This is a genomic window from Enterovibrio nigricans DSM 22720 (genome assembly GCF_900167155.1).
Lineage (GTDB): Bacteria > Pseudomonadota > Gammaproteobacteria > Enterobacterales > Vibrionaceae > Enterovibrio > Enterovibrio nigricans.
Genome location: NZ_FUXU01000025.1, coordinates 29,200 through 49,558, shown reverse-complemented (window position 1 = coordinate 49,558; position 20,359 = coordinate 29,200). Strand labels below are relative to the sequence as shown.

Genomic DNA, 20,359 nt, shown 5'->3' with positions numbered 1-20,359 from the left:
TGTTTTAAATAAACCTGCAGCAATCTTTATTTCTTTTCACCCTACATTTAATTTGCCCCTTAAAGGCATGCTATAAAATAAGGAATAAAATAATGGCGATGAGTGTTATTTTTAACCTCGCAATATTTATTGCTCTAATATATTTTCTATACCGCCTTCAAGCGAAATACGTTCCTTTCACTAAACGTGTATTCGCGGGTTTAGGTTTAGGTATTGTCTTCGGTGGTATCCTCCAACTTTTTTACGGTGCTGGCTCAGACATTATTGCCTCCAGTATCGACTACTTTGATATCGTCGGCCGCGGTTACGTAAAGCTGCTTCAGATGATCATCATCCCGCTTGTTATGGTGTCTATCATTAGTGCCATTCTCAAACTCAACGGCGGTTCTTCTATCGGCAAAATCAGCGGCATCAGTATCGGTGTGCTTGTCGTGACAACCATGATTGCAGCCCTTGTCGGCATTGCATGGGCATTGATGTTTGGTCTGACGGCTGATGGTTTAACCGCAGGTGCTGCCGAGGTCGCAAGGGGTGCATCGCTCGAAACTAATCTGGGTAAAGTAGAATCCATGTCGTTTGCAAACATGGTGCTTGAATTTATTCCAGCCAACCCATTCTTGGATATGACGGGCGCACGTAAAACATCGACCATCGCCGTGGTGATCTTCTCCATCTTTATTGGCTTGGCAGCAACAGGGATTTCTAGCAAAAAACCAGAAATCTACGCATCGTTCGAGAACTTCATCAAAGTTGCACAAGCAATTGTGATGCGCATGGTGACCATGGTTCTACGCCTTACGCCTTATGGCGTACTCGCCCTGATGACTAAAGTTATCTCTGGCTCAAACTATGCGGATATCGTCAATCTGGCTAACTTTGTGTTGGCGTCATATGGTGCCCTGTTTACCATGTTCGCCATTCACTTAGCGATCATTGCATTCATTGGCCTCAACCCATTGCGCTACCTGAAAAAAGTTATTCCAGTGCTGACGTTTGCGTTCACCTCTCGAAGCAGTGCCGCGACCATTCCATTGAACGTGCAAACGCAAGAGAAAGCACTGGGTATTCCAAATGGTATCGCTAACTTCGCTGCGTCATTTGGTGCGACAATTGGCCAGAACGGGTGTGCGGGTATCTACCCTGCCATGCTGGCAGTCATGATTGCGCCAACACTGGGTATTAACCCATTGGATATTGGATTTATTGTCACTTTGGTTGCCATCATCACCATCAGTTCTTTTGGTGTAGCAGGTATCGGTGGCGGGGCGACATTCGCGGCACTGATTGTATTGTCCGCAATGGACTTCCCTGTTGCCCTGGCAGGCCTTCTTATCTCCATCGAGCCGCTGATCGACATGGGCCGTACTGCGCTTAACGTTTCTGGTTCAATCACTGCTGGTGCAGTAACCAGTAAAGTTATGGGTCAAACGGACATGAATGTATTCAACGACGATTCACCATTAACCCTTGATGGCGAAGACGCAACGGCGTAATCACAGACTCACATTGTTTTTGGGGAGCCTGTGCTCCCCGTTTTTAGTTTGCTGGATATAACTATGAAAATTATCATTATCGGCGGTGAAGCTGCTGGCATGAGCGCGGCAGCAAAAGCACGTCGCGTTAACCCAAGTGCAGACATTACCGTTTACGAAGCGTCTGACATCATTTCATTCGGTGCTTGTGGCCTGCCATATTACGTCGCCGATGAATTCCAAGACTCGGGTTACATGGCTGAGTTCACGCCTGCCCAATTTGCAGAACGCGGCGTAACAGTTAAGACGGGCCATCGCGTCACCAAAGTAGACGCTGAAAACAAGAAACTCGAAGTCGCAGCAAACGGTGAATCGTTCGTAACAGAGTACGATCGCCTTATGATTGCAACGGGCGCAAAGGAAGTCTTGCCTCCTATTGCAGGTTTAAACAAAAAAGGCGTACATACGCTTCGCGTGATGCAAGATGGTTTAGATCTTAAAGCCGCGATTCAAAATAAAGATTGTCGCCATGTTACCGTGATTGGCTCCGGCTTTATCGGCCTTGAAGTTGCGGAAGCCATGATTCATCAAGGTAAGTCTGTACGTTTGATTGAACGTGCTGACCGTCTTATTCCCGATGCGTTTGACGCTGAAATCAGCGTACATTTCTACTCAGAACTTGAGCATGCAGGAGTTGAGATTCTGACGTCTGAATCCTTGCTCTCGGTTGAAGGCGAAAATTTTGTCTCAGGAATCATCACTGATAAGTCCCACTACGAAACCGACCTTGTCGTTGTTTGTACCGGCGTAAAACCAAACACAGACTTTCTCAAAGAAATAGGCATCAACACCTTGGAGAACGGGGCCATCATCGTAGACCGACAAGGCCGAACGTCTCTGCCTGATGTTTGGGCAGCGGGAGATTGTGCAACGATTTGGCATGCTGTTTCGGGTAAAGATGTTTATATTCCCTTGGCAACAGGTGCGAACAAGCTTGGCCGAATGATTGGCGACAATATTGCACAAGTTAACGGCGAGCCACTTGAGTTCCCTGGGTCTCTGGGTACGAGTTGTGTTCGCGTTCTCGGCCTTGAGGCTGGTCGCACGGGTTTATCTGAACGTGAAGCCATCGATGCTGGATTTGACGTTAAAACCACTGTAATCAAAGACAAATGCCACACGAATTATTGTGCAGGCCAGTCTGATATGCATATGAAGCTGGTTTACGAAGCGGACTCTAAACGAATTCTAGGTGCACAAATCATTGGCTACAAAGGCGCAGTACACCGTATTGATGCCATGGCAGTCGCTGTTTCGATGGGTGTGACAACGACACAACTTGGCATGATGGACTTTGCCTACGCCCCCCCTTTTGCACGCACATGGGACATTATGAATGTCGCAGGTAACGTTGCAAAGTAAGCCGCTTTTCAAAATAGAAGAAGGCCAGCATTCGCTGGCCTTTTTTATACTTATCACACTCTCGCATTGCATCCCTCAACACGCCTCGCTAGTCTGAACAAAATCAAACAAAAAAATTGGAAGAAAGAACCATGGAAAAGATTTCAAACATGTCTCTGTTATCCTGCCTTTGTGAGAAAACAGCCAGTTCTATTCCAGTCACAAACCCCGCTACAGGCGATGTGCTCGGATTTGTCGCCTCTTATGACAAAACGAGTATTGAGAATAAAATCCAGTTAGCGAAAGAAGCCCAAAAAGCTTGGGCAAAAACAACCGCAAAACAGCGTGCTGACATAATGCATCGCTGGTATCAATTATTGATGGCTAACCAAGAAGATCTGGCGCGAATCATGACGCTGGAACAAGGTAAACCCCTTGCAGAGTCTCGCGGTGAAGTTGCCTACGGTGCGTCGTTTGTTCAATGGTTTGCTGAAGAAGGCAAACGTGCATATGGCGAAACGATTCCAACCCCACTAGCAGACCGACGTATCATGACCATATGCCAACCTGTGGGCGTTGCCGCAGCGATAACCCCTTGGAGCTTTCCCATTGCAATGATCACGAGAAAAGCCGCCCCTGCACTGGCTGCAGGTTGCAGTTTTATCGTTAAACCTGCCGTGCAAACACCACTTTCAGCTTACGCCGTCGCTGAACTCGCCAGACAAGCAGGCTTGCCTGAAAACCTCTTGATAATCGTGACCACAGAAGAAGCAGTAATGGTCGGTGAACTGTTTTGCCACAGCCCTGATATTCAGAAAATTTCGTTTACGGGTTCCACCAACGTAGGCCGCATTCTGATGCGCCAAAGTGCAGACAGCATTAAGCGCGTATCCATGGAGTTGGGCGGTAACGCACCCTTTATTGTGTTCGATGATGCAGATGTCGACTTGGCGGTCAAAGGCGCCATCACGTCTAAGTTCCGCAATGCCGGACAAACCTGCGTCTGCGCTAACCGCTTCTATATTCATGAGGCTATCTATGATGAGTTCACGGAAAAATTCGCCAACGCCGTCGCCGAACTAAAAATTGGTAATGGTTTAGATACAAACGTGAGTATTGGACCGTTAATTGACGAAAAAGCCAAAGAGAAAACACTGCGACTTCTCAACGAAGCCGTCAGTGAAGGCGCCGAGATATCAGTGGGTGGTAAACCACTCGACGGTCAGTTCTTCGAACCGACAGTAATAAAAAACGTTTCTCACACCATGTCCATCGTTCAAGAAGAAATTTTTGGTCCAATTGCACCTGTCATTCGCTTTAGCGATGAAGCTTCACTGATAGAGATGGCAAATGACACAATCTACGGTTTGGCCAGCTATTTTTACAGCCGAGATATCAACCGCGTTTTCCGTGTTGCTGAAGCACTGGATTACGGAATGGTTGGCGTAAATGAAGGCATCATTTCTACCGAAGTTGCCCCATTTGGCGGTGTTAAACAATCAGGTATTGGGCGCGAAGGTGCTCACCAAGGACTTGATGAATACCTAAACACCAAATACATCTGCCTAGGAAGTATGTAAACGTCGAAGTCACGCTGTTTCAGAAGCAAGCACGTCACATGTTGTCATTGTTTTTAACAGTAAAAACAATGACAACACATGGATGATTCATAAAATAGTGTTCATTATTCAGTCAGTTAATTGCGGTAAGGTTTGATGTGCCATTAATACTGCGCAAATTTGCATAAAAAGTCAGCGAACGCACTTGCATCCGTGCCCTAGTTTCACTTAATGTGAGGTCCGACAGCGTTTTTTCGTGCAACAGTGCGACACTACGCCTCATTAACGAGAACACTAAGGTAATATTGATGTCTGACGTACCTTCTGCTGCCATTGAAGTGGCGGCAACTGCCCAAACTGCTGCTGAATCTTCTGGTTCAATCTGGCCATATGTCGTTGGCGGTATTGCGCTGGTAGTCGCTGCTGGTTACTGGGGCTTCAAGCGGATGAACAAACCAACATTTATTATTAATCAAATCCGCAAGCGTAACCTGAAAGCAATGAAAAAAGCGGGCATTGAAAGCAATGAAGCAACGGTCGACTTGGACAAGCTTCTCACAGCAATCGAAGAGCATGCGAACACGAAAAATCTGACTGGCGCAGATATGCTTAAATTGCTGAATCCTTTGAATGACAAAGGCCGTATGCAAACAGCAAAAGACATGTATACGACTATGCAACATATTGCTCGCGAAATTGGGAACACCAAACTTGCAGGTGAATTCAAAGGCAAATCATCTGGCGTAAAATCAAACTCACGCTTGATGGCTGGTCTTTTCAAACGCGCAGGCATCTAACACCTTCAGCACTGCAACACTGTTGCAGTGCTTCTCTCACCGCATTACCGCTTTATTCCCAATTATTTTAAACGCAGGTGCGCCCCTCACGAGGGTGTCTCTCGCGAACACGCTTCCACATGATGGACATTCGCACGGCTGAGTTGTGAAGTCATCAACAATCCGTTCTTTGAAACACTTAACCAAAGCCCCTTTCCCACCCTTTTTGTATTTAAAAAGCAGTGTCTTACACTTTCCGCATTGAATATCTACCGATCGCTCCGGCAGTTTCTTGTTCGGTTTTGCCATGTTTTATCCTGTTGTTTTTCAAACTTTATAATAACGGAAGCGTTTTTCTGGCACCAACTGACATTATTCGCACTATGCCTAAGCTGGCTAACGGTGCGAAGTTTTCGATGGAATGGGGATATACACCAAGAAAACTGAGAGCACCATTATATTTATACACCGAAGCGCAACATGCCATTTACATTCTCGGCTATCCCACTGTTGAAAATTGAACACGGGTTGACGGGCTAACTCTTCGTGCTACATCAAAGAGATACGTTAACTCCCTGACCATGCAGTACCTCTCTTACACTGCATGACGACACAATGCCCCTTCCAACATTGGAGAGTTGTATGAAGATCAAGGCTCTTGTTAAAACGCTATCACTCGCCACAGCGATTTCACTGACCGGTATTCATTCTGCAGCCGCAGAAGACAGAGATTATATATTAGCAACGGCATCCACAGGCGGGACGTATTACCCTGTTGGTGTTGCACTCGCCACACTCAGCAAAGTGAAGCTAGCACCAAAATATAAGTTTTCTCTTTCCGCAATTAGCTCCGCAGGTTCCGGTGAAAATGTCAAACTGTTACGTGAGAACGAAGCACAGTTTGCAATTCTACAAGGCCTGTATGGCGCGTGGGCGTGGAGCGGAGAAGGCAAACTGAAGCAAGCCGGCCCTCAGAAGGAATTACGCTCAGTTTCCATGCTATGGCAAAACGTTGAACACTTTGTGGTACTGAGTGATTTAGCTAAATCCGGCAACATGGATGACATGAAACAGCTGGATGACAAAAAATTCTCAATCGGTAAGAAAAACTCGGGAACGGAAGGCTCAGGCCGTCAAATATTGGATGGTCTAGGTATAAATCCTGACACGTTTAACCTTGCCTACCTTGGATATGGTGCAAGTGCTGATGCCCTCCAAAACGGTACGATCCAGGGTATGAACACACCTGCGGGCGTTCCAGTGAGTGCGGTGACCCGTGCATTTGCCTCTATGGGCGACAAGATCACCATCCTTAACTTCACGGATAAACAGATTAAAGAAGCAAACGGCGGCTATAACCTTTGGACGCGTTTCGTCATTGAGCCGAACACTTACCCAGGCCAAACCGACGCTGTAGAAACCATCGCACAACCCAACTTCCTTGCTGTTCGTAAAGATATCAGTGATGAAGATGTATACCTACTGACGAAAACCATTTATGAAAACCTCGCGTTTTTGAATGGTATTCACAAGGCAACCAAAGCCATGTCTTTACAGAAAGCAATTGATGGCTTGCCCGTGCCACTGCACCCCGGTGCAGCACGATTTTATAAAGAACAAGGGCTGACTATTCCTGAGCATTTGGTTGCTCAATAAGCCTTAACCCATGAGATGGGTTTCTGTGCGCTGACGGATGTCGTCAGCGCATAGCCTGCCAGACCCCAAGGAAGTAGTGCTAAACGCACAGTAGAGGGCACAATGAACGAAAACTCACCCACCAAAGCAACCATTGATGACAGTCTCGAAGAAGGTCTATCCCAATTTGAACTGACTCAACGCACTGACTTTCCACTGCTCACCCGATGCGTCACTGTTATTGGTATCCTTTTATCGCTCGTTCACATTTGGTTCAACACGCTCGCTACGCTTCCCGAGTTATGGGTATCTGCCGCGCACTTCGCCGGCTTTTCTGCGATGTGCGCCCTCACTTATCCGGCAGCCGCAAAATGGCGCAAAAGTCGATTTGCTTTAGCTATCGATATCGGTATCGCCATCGCCGCTGTCGCTTGCCTTGTCTACATCATATGGGGTGAAGACGCTCTCTATGACAGAGGCGTGACCTTCGTGACGACCGATTGGATTTTTTCCATTCTCGCCATCGTGATTGCTTTGGAGCTGATTCGGCGCACCATGGGCTGGTTCATCCCTTGTTTGATTATCGTTTCATTAACTTATGTCATTTGGTGGGGAAGCTGGATTGACGGAATTTTTTCGTTCCCGGGTCTTTCAGCAGAAACTATGCTTTACCGAGCTTTTTATAGCTCAGAAGGCATGTTCGGCCCTATTTCACGAATCTCATGGAGCTATGTCTTCATGTTTATATTGTTTGGGGCTTTTCTCGTTAAGTCTGGGGCTGGTGATTACATTATCAATGTGTCTCGTGCTGCTGCGGGTAAAATCATCGGTGGGCCGGGTTTTGTTGCCGTGCTCGGGTCGGGGTTGATGGGATCAGTCTCTGGTTCGAGCGTCGCTAACACGGTATCGACTGGGGTGATCACCATCCCTTTAATGAAGAAAGCGGGATTCCCACCCAAATTTGCGGCCGGGGTGGAAGCCGCTGCGTCAACCGGTGGTCAGTTAATGCCGCCAGTGATGGGGGCTGGTGCTTTTATTATGGCCTCTTACACCCAAATCCCCTACGTTGAGATCATCGCAGTTTCCTTTGCTCCCGCGCTGATTTACTTCCTGTCTGTGGCGTTTTTTGTGCGTATTGAAGCCAAACGTTCCGGCGTTCATCACGTAGAAACAGAAAGCCTGCCCATGTTTAAAGTTTTGGTCTCAGGTTGGCACTATTTAATCCCACTCGTGGTTCTCGTGACACTGTTAGTCATGGATTTCACGCCTACCTATGCAGCGGGAATTTCCATTATTTCAGTCGTCGCGGCATCTTGGCTTTCACCAAATCGTATGGGCGTCGCAGACATTTTTGATGCCTTGGCACAAGGTGCAAGAAATATGGCTACCACAGCTGTTTTACTGACAGGTATCGGGTTGGTGGTGAATGTGATTAGCACTACGGGCATCGGTAACACATTTTCATTGATGATCAATGATTGGGCCAGTGGCAGCCTATTCATCATGCTGGTATTGGTCGCCCTTGCCTCGCTAATTTTGGGGATGGGTCTACCTGTCACCGCCTCTTACATTGTACTTGGCACGCTTTCCGCCCCCGCTATTTACGGCTTAATCGCCGAACAACAATTAATTGAACTTCTGGTGACAGGCCAATTGCCGGAGGAGGCCAAAACCATCTTCATGTTAATTGCTCCTGACCAACTTGCTGCGCTGGGCTCTCCCATGGCGTTTGAGTCGGCACTAGAGCTTCTAGGCAAAGTGCCTGATGATTTTAAAGCAACGCTGCTCGAACAAAGCTTGGGTCCGGTGACCGTTGGCTTGTCTCTCCTTGCTGCGCATTTGATCATCTTTTGGTTATCTCAGGACAGTAATGTTACCCCGCCCGTTTGTCTCACTGCTTTTGCTGCAGCAACGATTGCGAAAACGCCCCCTATGGCAACAGGATTTAAAGCATGGAAAATTGCAAAAGGGCTTTATCTTGTTCCCCTATTGATGGCGTATACACCTTTGGTTGCAGGGGATTTTGAACAAGTTATCGTCGTCACACTGTTTGCGATTATCGGTGTTTGGGCATTAATTGCAGGCATGGAAGGGTATCTCGAAGGCCCTATCACGCTCCCTCTACGTGCGCTTTGTTTTGCCCTAGCTGCTGCAATGATGTGGCCGGGGATCGATTTATTCATTCGCCTCGCTGCGGCTGCCATCTTCTTCGGTCTGTTGGTTATAAGTAAGCGAAATTTCACCACTGAAATGGCGTAATGCGGCAGGATGAACAAATGAAAAGAAGATGGTCGAAAGCAACGCAACTGTAGAGAGTAAAAATTAAAACGGCACCGATAAGGTGCCGTTTCACTAAGAGTCTAAAATACTATTCCTTCAACACAAAGCTGTCCATCAATCCGACCATTCTGCCGATTTCGGGCTTGGTAATTGTGTCATTTGCACCAAGATCTAACGCTTTCTGTCGATTGTCATCACTCATTAACGACGAGAACATCACAATAGGAATCGTTTGATACTCATTGATTTCTCTAACCCTTTTAACCAGGTGCATACCGTCCATTTTTGGCATTTCAACGTCACTCACCACACCATCCACAAACTCCGAGATAGGCAAGTTTTCCTCTGAACAGAGGCGGACGAACTCAATCATATTATCAAGCCCTTCCTGCCCGTCTTTGGCGGTAATGACATTATACCCCGCTGAACGTAACGTATTTTCGATCAAGCGCCTTATGAAGGCAGAGTCATCAACAACAAGAATGGTTTTCGCTTCGCGCTTCGCGACCATTGCATCATCAATAACGACACGCTTGTCCTTGGTAACATCATATTTTTCCATACTTAATTCTGGATTGATGTCAGCAATTATCTTCTCGAAGTCGAGGATCATGATCAGGTTTTTCTCTTGTCGCACTACGGCAACAACACAGTCTTGATCTGACGCTTCTAAAAATTGACTGGGCGACTCAACTTCCTCCCAGGAGATACGGTGGATCCGTGACACGCTGTCGACAAGAAAGCCGTTAGACATGCGGTTAAAATCTGTCACGATAACCACTTTGTTTTCAATGACGGAGTTGGTGTCAACGCCTAACCAACCAGCCAAGTCCACCAGCGGGATAAGCTTACCACGCAAAGAAAACACCCCAAGAACATTGGGCTGAGCATTGGGGTAATCGGTTGTATCTGGTACACGAATCACTTCGCGTACTTTTGCAACGTTGATTCCGTAAAAACACACTTTGGTACCACCGTCAGGAAGACGCTTTTCCAGACGAAATTCGATAATTTCAAGCTCGTTGGTACCACTTTCTGTCAAGATTGAACTTTTTTGTTCTGTACTCATGCCAAATCTCGATACGGTTAAGAGGCAAATTGAAATTTTTCTCTTTCAGCATAGTCTCTTTATTGAGACTAATGACAGATTGTTCGAAAATTGTTTTCATGAATTCAGTGTTTTGATGCGTACTTAATCAAATTTAAACGCCTGTTGGTCATATAAGGCATTAATGATATCGCTCGTTTGCGCCCCAGCAGCCAGATCCAATCCTGACGTGGAAATATCCATATTCTGCATCACAATCGTCTGCTCATGGGTGCCGGAGAGAATTTGCAAGGTGATCGTGCCGTTACTGTCGACCTCTGCGTCATCAAAGTACGGTAACAAGTCGTTGACGGAAGGTGCAGCCCCCAGATCAGGAAGCAGGTCAAGGATGTCGATTTTGTCCTGTCCCAACTGAAAATCAGTGACAGTGTCACTGTTGTTTGGTGTGGAAAGCGATGACTCTAACCACTGGAATATGTCGTCACCTTCTCCGCCAGTGAGTATGTCATTTCCTGTTCCACCCCGAAGCGTATCATCGCCATCCATACCAAAGAGACTTTGCCCACCAGACTCCGCAATCAAAGAATCATTTGCTGCGGTTCCGATATTGTCGCCAAGATGGAGGACACCGCGATTTACTACTGCTGCAAGCTGCTCGGACTGAGAAAGGCTTGACGCATCACCATTTACAAGTGCATCCATACTGATGCCTGTCAAAATGATTTTTTGGACAATATCGCCACCGCTTAAAATATTGAGCTGGGCGTTCCCCTCTTGCTCACTCAGAGAAAGTTGTGAGGTTAAGTCATCAAACGAGGCGAGATTTGACACATTGACTGCCTGACTCACGTCCAAAACATCGACAATTCGAAGTCTTGAACGGTATCAACAGCGGGAGAGCCCACCGTACCAAGATCTGCGGTGACCCATACAAACGAATCCTTTACAGCATCCGCGCCCTCTTTCCCACCATACAATTCGTCATTCCCGCTACCACCTATCAAAATATCGGCACCCAAACCGCCAATGAGTGAATCATCTCCTGCACCACCTTCCAGAGTCGCGCCTTCATCTCCAGACACCACGATATTTTCTACGCTTGTATCTTGCGCCTGAATGGCTTGTTGGGCGGGGTCTTGTACATTGATAGACAAGGATATAGACGGTGATTCTGCATCTTCATTCAATGTTGTCGTCGAGACAGCAACAACACTGACTGTCGTTGTGCTCGGTGATGTTCCCATAACATGAAGCTGTGCCAGTTCTGCAGCAGTCAGTGTCAGTGTACCTGCCACAGGACCTGTCCCAATGGCTACGCCATCTGCATCCACAAACGTTAAGGAGGATGGGATACTTCTTATTTCAACCGATAAGGTTTCAGAAGGATCCGTCAGTGCAGCAGCCAATCCCAACAATGGAATCACCGCTGAAATGCTCCCTCCTACCGCTGCAGTCTGTGCCGTACTCAACGTAAGAGTGGGAATATCTGGTTTTGGCGCCACATTAATAGCCACGGATTCCGTGTCGGTTTTCGCACCGCCAGACCCCGTATTGCCATTATCGTTAACGGTAACGGTTAGTAGGTCTGAACCAGAGAAGTTCGTATCACCGGTATAAGTCACCCCAGCCGTGAGCAAGCCATTAATCGCGTCAAGGGTACCTTCTAGCGTCATGGTTTCAGAACCCGCACCGGTGACCGTTATCCCTGTCGTTGGAGAGCCCAATGGCAATGCGACTGCGCCATCTTTTACACTGAGCCTCACTTCAATAACACCCGTTGGTGACTCACCGGCATCCACGTCTTTCACTCGGATTGACTCAATAAGTAATGCCGTCTCCTCTTCTGCAGCAAGAGGTGTGCTCGGTAACGTCAATTCGGGCGCATCATTGACAGCGGAAACCGTCACAGTGATGGTTTGATCGTCCCAAAGTGCACTAACGGCTTCTACACCGTTATCAACGGCACGAACTGATACCTCCAGCTTCCCATCCCAGTTATTTTCATTTGCATCGCCGGGCGTGAAAATTAACTCGGATAACGTTTATCCGTTGATGTTGGCGATCCAGGAGCCATCAGGCTGCTTCTCGATCGTGCTTCCGGCAGGTGCATTTGGCGGTAAGCTGAGCGTTGAGCTATCAGGGACATTCGTCAACACAACACGCACTTTTTCCGGGCCATTTTCAATAACAGCAAGGCCTGTGCCATCGTATGTCGGCGAATTGTCTATAACGCTGATATCAAGTGGTAAGATAATTTGCTCATCTTCCGTACCAGACACTGCCGTTGTAATGTCGGTATCTACACCATCACCAATTGGGTTGACCACAACGGTAATGCTACTTTCATATTGATTAGGTACATCCAATGCTTGCTCTTTCGCATACACCACTAAATCAACGTCTAGAGATCCGCTGAAATTTTCCGGTGGAATAAAAGAGATGTCATCCAAACTGACGGATTGGCTCCCACTGGGCACACTAATCGTCCAAATCCCATTACCACTATTTTGAACCAATTGGCTCCCTGTCGAAATCAGTTGGAAATCATCAGGCACACCTGTGATCTGTAAAGACACGATCTCTTCCGAGCCATCGGTATCCTGAACACTCGCGGAAATACCCGTCAACGCGATCTCGGCGTCTTCATTACCATTGATTGGCGTTGTGTTCCCTGAAAACGTGATGGGGTCATTAACAGGGATAATCGTAAACGAAACTTGGGAATCGACACTGCCAGAAACTGTCGAGTCTGGTTTCCCCGTATCGTCATTTTTTGCCGTATCTGTGATAAAGGTTTTTACATTCACATTCACTGGCCCACTGTAATTTTCAGTGGGCTTGAAATAGATGTCTGACAGTTGAGCAAGCGTGACGGTATACACACCGTTTTGATCCTCCACGACTTGTCCTGATGCGTCTACAAACTTACCGACAGCTCCTTCAACTGAAAGCGCTACTGAGGTAATGCTTTCCACACCACGAGTTGGGTCAGTATCAGGGTCTAACAAAGAGTCCGTGATACTCAGCTTGATAATGCCATCTTCCAACGCCTCACCGGGAAAGACCGTGGTACTGCCACTGTCCGGCTGTTTGTCGCTATCAAGGCCACTTGTTTGTATCACAGTAACACTTGTCTTAATGCCATCGACTTGAGGTTCAATGAGCACATCAACTGTCGTGGTAATCTCTTTGGTATCACCGCTTTCTTGGTCGGTGGTAACCAGCTTTATCGGTAACGTGAAATCCCCTGCGAAGTGCTTGGGTAAAGAGAGAGAAACGCCTGACAGATCGACACTGCCATTCGCGGCGACACTCACCTTTGCAACGTACTCTGCCGTGACACTATTAAATTCCATGCCGGAGACGCTAACGCCCGCAGACGAAAGAGATGCAGCGCTGATCACCAGCGTCAATTCATCATCAGGTGCATTCGTTGGATCCACTGAAATGAGACCATCCAGTTGTTGACCTAGGTTGAGTGTTTTGTCTTCAACACCAGTTATGTCACCAGCGTTGACGGTGATGGCTCCGGCCTCTTGTGTATTGGTATTGTGACCACTAAAGTCCAGGGTAATTACAATAGGATCTTGCTCTTCTTCGGCACTTTTATCTCCTTCACCCGCATCGCCCTGATCTTGTACAGTTCCCACAATTTTCACGAATACGGGTGTGGTGATCGGCGAAGACGTTGAAATCGTCAGATCGGCCAATGACGACTCGGGGACTGTCCAACTGCCATCGCCATTGTTTATCCCGCCTTTAATATAAAACTGGTCAAAATAGGCTTGGTTTTCACCAGTAAACGGGTCGCCCTGTGCATTTTGAACAAACGAAACAACGACTTCAGTGATTAGCTCTTCACTGCTTCCATCAGTATTAATACCCTCTGCAGTTTTGAATACCAATCGGTGATCAGAATCCGACAGCGAGATTGAACCCGTTCCGCCATCGCTGATCGTCGTTAAGGCTGTATCAGCAGCGTTGACTACCTCAATATCTCCATCTTCCACCGTCGCAATAATCCGCACATTCAGATCGCCGGTTACATCAACTCTGTCGATAATCGATGGGTCATCTTCATCTTTCTGTTCAACGGTCAGCTTCACACTGAGGCCAATATCTTCATCCACATCGCTGTTTGGCGGCGCTTTCATCGTGAGGCTCGATCCATTGACCAAGGCTGTCACTTGGGCAGCCGAAAGCACCACTTCTCCGCCGGAAAATGTCAATGGAGCAGATTCACCTTCAATGGTCAGTTCGTAACCCGCAGCAATCGCGATAGAAGACATCGAGAAAACGATGCCAACAATTTCTTCTCGGTTATCTGTAAACCCACTGTTTTCATCGGGCCGCCAGTTGATATCAATGGGTTGGTCTTCATAACCAAGAGAGGACAATGCGTAATTGGTCGCGTCAATCTTAGGATCGATATGAATGATCACATCTCGATTTACCGTTAATGAGTCACCGTCATTTTCCGTCACCACAATGCTCACTGTGAGTGTGATGTCTTTCGTGCTCCCTTCCGGTGGAATAAGTTTAATGTCAGACAAGCCATCAATACTTGCCTGATATTGCGGCTGCGGTGGGTTTTCATCATCCATGCCTGCATAAATCAAATTCACTTTTTGATTATTGGTATCGAGCAGGGTGACCCCTTCTGGGATTTTGGTCAGCAACGTCGTCAACGTTTCGGAGTTATCATCCGGTAACTTGTCACCGTCTTCGCCGGACTTGATATGAAATGAAAGGGAAACTGAGCTGTCTTCTTCAATCGTGGTTTCAATACCCGTTTCTTTCCCGCCTTCAATAACAGGTTGCCAAATATCACCAAGATCAGGCTCGATATCCGGCTCATCAGCCACCCCTTTCAACGCTACATTTAAGGTTTTAGGATTACTTGAGTGACCGTTTCGTCCACGCCTGAAGCGTTAGTGATGATAGCGGTATCTTTCACTACTCCCCTGATTGAAATAGCAAAGTCCACATTGCTTTCCGGTGGTGGCTCAAGTTTCAGGTTCGCGATATCCGCATACAAGACCTCATACAAACCATTGCTGTCAGGCACAACCTTATCGCTGCCAAGAAACAGGTTCGCCCCTTCAGGTAACCCTGTAATCCAAACATACAAGGTTTCAGATGCATCGGTATCAACCGTGTCGGTGAGCTTTATACTGCCCCCTAGCGGGATCAGGGTATCTTCATCGCCGCTCACTCGGGATACTTTCAATGTCGTCGAATTTGCTTCAGGGCTCACTGCAATCGTGATGGTTCTAGGCGCGGAATCTGCGGTTTGTTGCCCCGCCACGAAGTTGGAGGTTTCTTTACTTTGTGCGATGGCGGTAAGCGTAATATCTCCCGAATAATTAGCATCCGGCTTCACCATGACATTATTGATGTCAGCGGCAGAAATTTCGTATTTCCCATTACTTGGTGTCAGTGTATTGCCGTTTAGAAGCAACGTGGCGTCACCGCTGTCCAGAGTAAGAAAATAGGTCAGTGTTTCGGAGCCGTCGCTATCTTGTAAATCCGCTTCGATGGCGAGATTTGCACCGTCACTGTCTTCATCGATGTTGTAATAAAGCGTGGTGTTTTCAGAATCCCACTGAGGAACGTCCGCAATGCCCTCAACCGTTATAGTAAAGCTCTGTGTGGCCAACGTTCTTTCTGTACCATCCGCATTTTTCACGAACCCCGTGACCGAGAATGTGGGGACTCCGCTGGCAGCGGAATAATCTTGATTGGGTACGAAGGTAACACCTTGCAGTGTCCATATTTCGTTTTGAGCATCAGGAGAGAACAAATTTGCAGGTAGCACTATTTTTCCGTCAGTTACCGCGAGTTCAGCGCCGTTGGCATAAAATGTTCCTTGCGCATTAGCCGGCAGGGTGATCAACACTCGATCAACAACCTCTCCCTGATCATTGTCACCCACATCAATAGAGATATTAATGGGGATACCGTCCGCAGGATTATTCACCACATCATCATTGGGGTCGCCTTCCCGCCCCTGATCTTCAACACCCGCAGCATTTTCAACAATAAGTTGAGGCTCTCCATCCACAACAACGATTTGTGTGGAGCCAACAACAATATCTCCATCACCGTCGATGATTTCGTAGCTGAACGTTTCTTCTATACGGTTATTTGTGCTTCCACTGTGGTCAACATCCTCCGCAGCGGTAAATTGAACATTCCCTGAACTTTGGATCAGCAATGTGCCAAGGACTTGCCCTCCCGGCCCTTCTCTGACAATGAAAACATTATTCAACCCGACATTCAACTCATGCTGCTCACCATTGATTGTGACAGACTTGATATGGGCGTCGTCCGCCCCGCGGTTCCTTGCAGGCAGTATTGTTAACCTCGGAGAATGATCCCCTTCTTCCGTGACCAAAGCACCGCCACCTACACCCACACCATCGGTTTCCAACGAAAATGGCACATCATCGGCTACATTAACGTTCAAAATGCTAGTCGCGGTGTCATTATCTGAATCCATAACGACGACGGGCAAATTGATGGTTAAGGTATTTTTTTGATCACCCTGAGGGTGATCTAACGCACCGAGCAACGTAAAGGTATAGTTCCCCTGTGAATCTAAGGTAATGGTGAACACTTCTCGTGTTTCCGCTTTACCCGTATAGGTTTTCACTCCACTCACATCACTAGTAAGGTGCAAAGTGACAGGTTCACCTTTCGAACTTAGCGGTACATTGTTTCCTGATGCATTTTGACTGTTAGACGCGTTGTTTGACGCAAAAGCACTAACATCAAGTGAAATGTCTTTAATATTGTCGCTACCCGAATCAATTACGAGCTTTCCGCTGTCGGTATCCTGATCGGTACCTACTCCTCCGGGCGTCGTACCAGGACGGTTGGTGTTTCCTCCACTGCCGTTTTGGTTGATATCACTTTCTTCCACCGCTAAGGCTGGGGTAGACGTAATGGACGGGCCTTCACCGTCTTTTATCACCACATCAACAGATGCCGCCCCACTGACAATATCACCGTCAGAATCCTTCACCTGTATAGGCAAAGCTATCGAAATATTGTCTTCATTCACTGTTAGCGTGTTATTCGATACACCACTGTCCAAATGATCCAGCGGTTTGTAGAGCGTCAACGTAGGCGTGATATCAACGCTAAATCCATTGGCAGCTTGTGTGCCTTCGAAACTGACGGCAATGACCTTTTCATTGTTTGCCATCCCCACCAAGGTGTGTGTACTCGTATCGTAAGTAAACACAACGCTCACACCATCACTGGTTAAAGAACCATTGAGGTTGGCGAGAATGCTCGCCAACTGGGTTTCTTCCAACCCTGCACTTTCTGGAATTAAGCGATCATTGAGTGCAGTGATAGTCACGTCGGTATCCGCTGAATCGGGGTAGCCTTGCTGCCCTGAACCTGGTGTTAAATCAGGCTCACTTAACGTAATGTCACCAGTAACTCCGGTAGTAGGTAATTCACTGCTGTCTTTGATAGTGACAGTAAATTCAGCGGAAACTGCATCGTTATCCGTGTCTATAGCACGTACGCCAATGGGAAGATTGATGAGCTCATCAGGCTCATCGATAGCCAATGACTGAGAGACACTGTAAGTTCCATCAGGTATTCCGTTGGCGTCCTTGTTTAGAACAATTGAAAGCGCCGTTTCTCCATTATTGGGAGAGTTGGCATCATCGATGACAATACTGATTGTGTCCGAAAGTGACGAAAATGGCTGAGGTATCACTTTCGTTTCGTAGCCACTGCTCGTCATTGCATTTAATGCGGCCTCTAGTCCTGTAGGTGCATAAAACACTAATGTTTTCAGAGCATCAGCGCCCAGCGTTAACCCGAGACTCAGATTCTCTTGCTCACTGACACTGCCTATGTTGGGATCAATAATGGTGGCGTTGACGGGAGAAAGTGATAAATTATTGCCATCAAAAACGGTGACCGTGAAATTGTCGGATGCGCTGTCATCATCAAAATCGGTCACTTTAACACCCAAATTGAAGACAACACTTTCACTGTCCGGTTGGTCAATAGACTCTCTCAACGTCACACTGTAATCACCCGTATCAGGGAGTAATGTCAGCGTCAGAACTGTCACTGTTGTGCCGTTAGCGTCTTGATAGCCGATATTAATGGGGGCGCTAGAACCATTAATTTGTGCGTTAGCTGGAATTAGAGAAAGCGCGTTACCGTCGCTGCTTAACGACGCCACAAACGTATTAAAGCTACTCCCTACTTGCCACTCTAACGATGCAATCTCATCACTGCCCAAAGAAAGACCAAGCGACGCTGTTTCAGTAGAAGGTCCCGCATTTTCATCGGGATCGGTCACCTCAATATCTGCGGTTTTAATTTCAGGCCTTGAGCCGTCAACCACCTGATAATTGAGAGCAACTGGCTTATCTAAAATATCGCCATCAGTGTCTTTAAGTTGCAGTTGGAGCTTTATATCAAACGCCAAGTTGCCACTTGACGGATCACTTAGAGTCACCCAGCGATTCCCAACAAATTTCGCATCGTCTTGGTGGTCCAATGGCTGGTAAAGCACAAACGTAGAAGCAACGGAAACTCCCGCAGCGCCATCGCCAGGTACTTGAGACGCCACAAGCGTAAAAGAAACCGCGATCGAGCCATCCGGTAGCTTCCCTTCGATGAGAATTGTGTTCCCTGTGCTACTTGGAGACAGCTCAAATACCAGCGCTCGACCTTCCGATGTCAGCTCATTGAGTTCTTGTATGAGTCCGGGAATACCCGCTGAAGTATTTAGGTTTGAAATGGATAACGAATCAGGCAACAGTCTGTCTGAACCGGCGTCGATAGACACCGAACCTGTGGCAGTTTGTACGGGAACAGCTCCCCCATCGCCAATTTTACCTTCCGTAACATCAAACTCTCCGGAAAGAGAAGCGCTTTCTCCCGTTCCGTTATTACCATCATCAATCGTGATAGAAAAACGGCCTTCCACAGTATCATTGTCGTAGTCTGTGACTGCAACCGTAACCGGTATCAGCACAGACTCGCCATTTACCGATTGATCTACACTGGCATTTTCAGAAAAGACGTAGTTGTATTCTCCATTTTTCTGTTCCAACTGAATGCTAAACACCACAACAGAAGGCTCAGAGGCGAGTACAACCGTGATCGCTTCATCTGAAATTTCAAACGTTGTGGCTGATCCGTTACTTGTCAGGTTATCTAACGCCGCACTGAGTTGATCGGTGGCGACGAACTTCACCGTCGATATTTCATCAGCGTTCGCTTCTACATTGAGTGGGATAGGTTTGGAAACAAAATTTAATTCGTTTTCATTGTGAGTGATACTGCTCGGCTTTATCGTAGGAAGCGCGCCGTCAGTAATGGTTATCATAACATCCACAGGCTCGCGCAGCGCGTTACCCGCAGTGTCTGAGCCCTGAACAGAGAGATCAATTTCCAAGGCATCATTGACGACCCTAACCAACCCTGAGGCGTTCGAAGGAAGATGGTCAATGGGTTTAAAAATCGTCACTGTTGTTGTCAGTTCGATATCTCTGCCAAGCAGTGATGGCGTGAGTACTATCGTGACAACGGTCTCACCCTCTGCTGTTTTCCCGACGATTTCTCTCGCATTTTCACTCAGCGAATATTCAACAGACTGACCCGATGTGAACGTCTCTTTTGAGAGTTCTGCGATAGCCGTAGCAACTGACAGTGGTTCAAACACAAAAGACGACGCATCGAGTCCCAAAGACCCCGCAGATACAATCAGTGTTTTACTGCCAGAAACGGGGTAACTCTCACCCTGCAACGGGTCGCTTAAATCGCCCTCTCGCACCGTAATAGACAAATCCCCGCCGCCCAAAGCAGCAAGTAACGGAGCATCATCTTCGTTGAAAAACGATCGCGACTGGCGTACGTACGATGTTTCAAAGCCCGCCTCCGCCAATACCGCAGTGTAGTCGTACTGAATAACTGCAAATCCACCGATAGACGAACTCACTGCTCCACCTGCCGCAGGAGTCTCTTGTATTTCCGAGGGGTCAATCCCTTCCAGTATTGCGCGTTGTAGCGCCGTGATATCGTCTTCTAGCAAAGTAAGCGCCACGTCAGATTCACGGAATCCAATATTGGTCGCGAGACCGATTACCTCAACGCCCTCTCCATCAACGCGAATACACGTCGCACAAGGTTCATCAACTAAGGTAG

Annotated in this window: 12 protein-coding genes; 6 read left to right on the top strand and 6 right to left on the bottom strand. The window is 47.4% G+C overall.

From position 1 onward, the window contains the following. Window positions 1–92 precede the first annotated feature (92 nt). The 4 genes from B5D35_RS11015 (at window position 93) to B5D35_RS11000 (ending at window position 5,229) form a co-directional block, all read left to right on the top strand. Window positions 93–1,493 carry an L-cystine transporter gene (locus B5D35_RS11015; RefSeq protein WP_078752629.1) on the top strand — a complete coding sequence of 467 codons (1,401 nt, stop codon included), beginning with the start codon at window positions 93–95 and terminating at the stop codon, window positions 1,491–1,493. A 63-nt stretch (window positions 1,494–1,556) separates the two neighbouring features. Then, entirely contained in the window at window positions 1,557–2,894 is a 1,338-nt protein-coding gene (locus B5D35_RS11010; RefSeq protein WP_078752628.1) for a CoA-disulfide reductase, read from the top strand. Window positions 2,895–3,025: 131 nt separating this feature from the next. Continuing rightward, entirely contained in the window at window positions 3,026–4,453 is a 1,428-nt protein-coding gene (locus B5D35_RS11005) for an NAD-dependent succinate-semialdehyde dehydrogenase (RefSeq protein WP_078752627.1), read from the top strand. A 287-nt stretch (window positions 4,454–4,740) separates the two neighbouring features. Beyond that, complete coding sequence (locus tag B5D35_RS11000; RefSeq protein WP_078752626.1) at window positions 4,741–5,229, top strand: hypothetical protein; 489 nt, start codon at window positions 4,741–4,743, stop codon at window positions 5,227–5,229. A 36-nt stretch (window positions 5,230–5,265) separates the two neighbouring features. Here the strand turns inward: B5D35_RS11000 and B5D35_RS24555 are convergent, their stop codons facing one another. Beyond that, window positions 5,266–5,517: a hypothetical protein gene (locus tag B5D35_RS24555; RefSeq protein ID WP_078752625.1), complete on the bottom strand. Its 252-nt coding sequence runs from the start codon at window positions 5,515–5,517 to the stop codon at window positions 5,266–5,268. Window positions 5,518–5,850: 333 nt separating this feature from the next. On the opposite strand from B5D35_RS24555, the gene B5D35_RS10990 reads away from it, so the two are divergent. Beyond that, window positions 5,851–6,864, top strand: coding sequence for a TAXI family TRAP transporter solute-binding subunit (locus B5D35_RS10990; protein ID WP_078752624.1), 1,014 nt, complete (start codon window positions 5,851–5,853; stop codon window positions 6,862–6,864). Window positions 6,865–6,996: 132 nt separating this feature from the next. After that, window positions 6,997–9,102, top strand: a complete 2,106-nt coding sequence (locus B5D35_RS10985) for a TRAP transporter permease (RefSeq protein WP_170915169.1) — start codon at window positions 6,997–6,999, stop codon at window positions 9,100–9,102. A gap of 109 nt (window positions 9,103–9,211) precedes the next feature. Here the strand turns inward: B5D35_RS10985 and B5D35_RS10980 are convergent, their stop codons facing one another. The 5 genes from B5D35_RS10980 to B5D35_RS24840 form a co-directional block, all read right to left on the bottom strand. Beyond that, window positions 9,212–10,192: a chemotaxis protein CheV gene (locus B5D35_RS10980; protein ID WP_078752622.1), complete on the bottom strand. Its 981-nt coding sequence runs from the start codon at window positions 10,190–10,192 to the stop codon at window positions 9,212–9,214. A gap of 123 nt (window positions 10,193–10,315) precedes the next feature. Further along, complete coding sequence (locus B5D35_RS24855; protein ID WP_139367749.1) at window positions 10,316–11,002, bottom strand: calcium-binding protein; 687 nt, start codon at window positions 11,000–11,002, stop codon at window positions 10,316–10,318. Window positions 11,003–11,016: 14 nt separating this feature from the next. After that, entirely contained in the window at window positions 11,017–12,078 is a 1,062-nt protein-coding gene (locus tag B5D35_RS24850; protein WP_244556566.1) for a calcium-binding protein, read from the bottom strand. Between the two features lie 135 nt (window positions 12,079–12,213). Beyond that, window positions 12,214–15,036, bottom strand: coding sequence for a hypothetical protein (locus B5D35_RS24845; protein WP_139367748.1), 2,823 nt, complete (start codon window positions 15,034–15,036; stop codon window positions 12,214–12,216). A gap of 17 nt (window positions 15,037–15,053) precedes the next feature. Next, entirely contained in the window at window positions 15,054–20,327 is a 5,274-nt protein-coding gene (locus B5D35_RS24840) for a T1SS-143 repeat domain-containing protein (protein WP_244556567.1), read from the bottom strand. Window positions 20,328–20,359 lie beyond the last annotated feature (32 nt).